The organism is Enterobacter cloacae complex sp. IR5450 (assembly GCF_049238665.1).
Taxonomy (GTDB): Bacteria; Pseudomonadota; Gammaproteobacteria; order Enterobacterales; family Enterobacteriaceae; genus Enterobacter; species Enterobacter hormaechei_C.
This window is the reverse complement of record NZ_JBMKIC010000082.1, coordinates 1-1,221: the sequence shown is the minus strand read 5'-3', so window position 1 is coordinate 1,221 and position 1,221 is coordinate 1. Positions and strand designations below refer to the sequence as shown.

The window sequence follows — 1,221 nt, the reverse complement described above, 5'->3', positions numbered from 1 at the left end:
GCGTTTTGTGCAGCCCAGAACGGAATCTCAGCAGGCAATGCGGGCTCTGCATCGTGTCCGTGAATCCCTGGTTCAGGATAAGGGCTTTGTTGAATAAATCGAACTTTTGCTGAGTTGAAGGATCAGATCACGCATCCTCCCGACAACACAGACCATTCCGTGGCAAAGCAAAAGTTCAGAATCACCAACTGGTCCACCTACAACAAAGCTCTCATCAACCGTGGCTCCCTCACTTTCTGGCTGGATGATGAGGCCATTCAGGCCTGGTATGAGTCGGCAACGCCTTCATCACGAGGAAGGCCCCAGCGCTATTCTGATCTCGCCATCACCACCGTTCTGGTGATTAAACGCGTATTCCGGCTGACCCTGCGGGCTGCGCAGGGTTTTATTGATTCCATTTTTGCCCTGATGAACGTTCCGTTGCGCTGCCCGGATTACACCAGTGTCAGTAAGCGGGCAAAGTCGGTTAATGTCAGTTTCAAAACGTCCACCCGGGGTGAAATCGCACACCTGGTGATTGATTCCACCGGGCTGAAGGTCTTTGGTGAAGGCGAATGGAAAGTCAGAAAGCACGGCAAAGAGCGCCGTCGTATCTGGCGAAAGTTGCATCTTGCTGTTGACAGCAACACACATGAAGTTGTCTGTGCAGACCTGTCGCTGAATAACGTCACGGACTCAGAAGCCTTCCCGGGCCTTATCCGGCAGACTCACAGAAAAATCAGGGCAGCCGCGGCAGACGGGGCTTACGATACCCGGCTCTGTCACGATGAACTGCGCCGCAAAAAAATCAGCGCGCTTATTCCTCCCCGAAAAGGAGCAGGTTACTGGCCCGGTGAGTACGCAGACCGCAACCGTGCCGTTGCTAATCAGCGGCTGAGCGGAAGCAATGCACGGTGGAAATGGACAACGGAATATAACCGTCGCTCGATAGCGGAAACGGCAATGTACAGAATGAAGCAGTTGTTGGGAGATTCACTGACGCTGCGTGACTACGATGGTCAGGTATCGGAAGCTATGGCCATGGTGCGTGCGTTGAACAGGATGACAAAGGCCGGGATGCCAGAAAGCGTGCGTATTGCCTGAAAATCCAGCCAGCTACAGGGTCGTTCGCACGAAATCTTATTTATTCAACAAAGCCCAGGATAAGGTAAAAACAACCAATCAAATGCATGCTTTTCTGCTGGAATTTGGCATTAGCGTTCCCCGAGGAGCTGCCGTTAT

1 protein-coding gene and 2 pseudogenes are annotated in these 1,221 nt (G+C 52.6%); all 3 read left to right on the top strand.

The window, feature by feature from the left end; all coding sequences use genetic code 11:
- Nucleotides 1–82, top strand: a pseudogene (locus ACOTYB_RS24765) (hypothetical protein); the annotation flags it as partial.
- A 32-nt stretch (nucleotides 83–114) separates the two neighbouring features.
- On the top strand, nucleotides 115–1,083 hold the full coding sequence (locus ACOTYB_RS24760; protein ID WP_072202995.1) for an IS5 family transposase: 969 nt from the start codon (nucleotides 115–117) through the stop codon (nucleotides 1,081–1,083).
- 55 nt (nucleotides 1,084–1,138) lie between these two features.
- Nucleotides 1,139–1,221 (top strand): annotated as a pseudogene (locus ACOTYB_RS24755) (hypothetical protein); the annotation flags it as partial.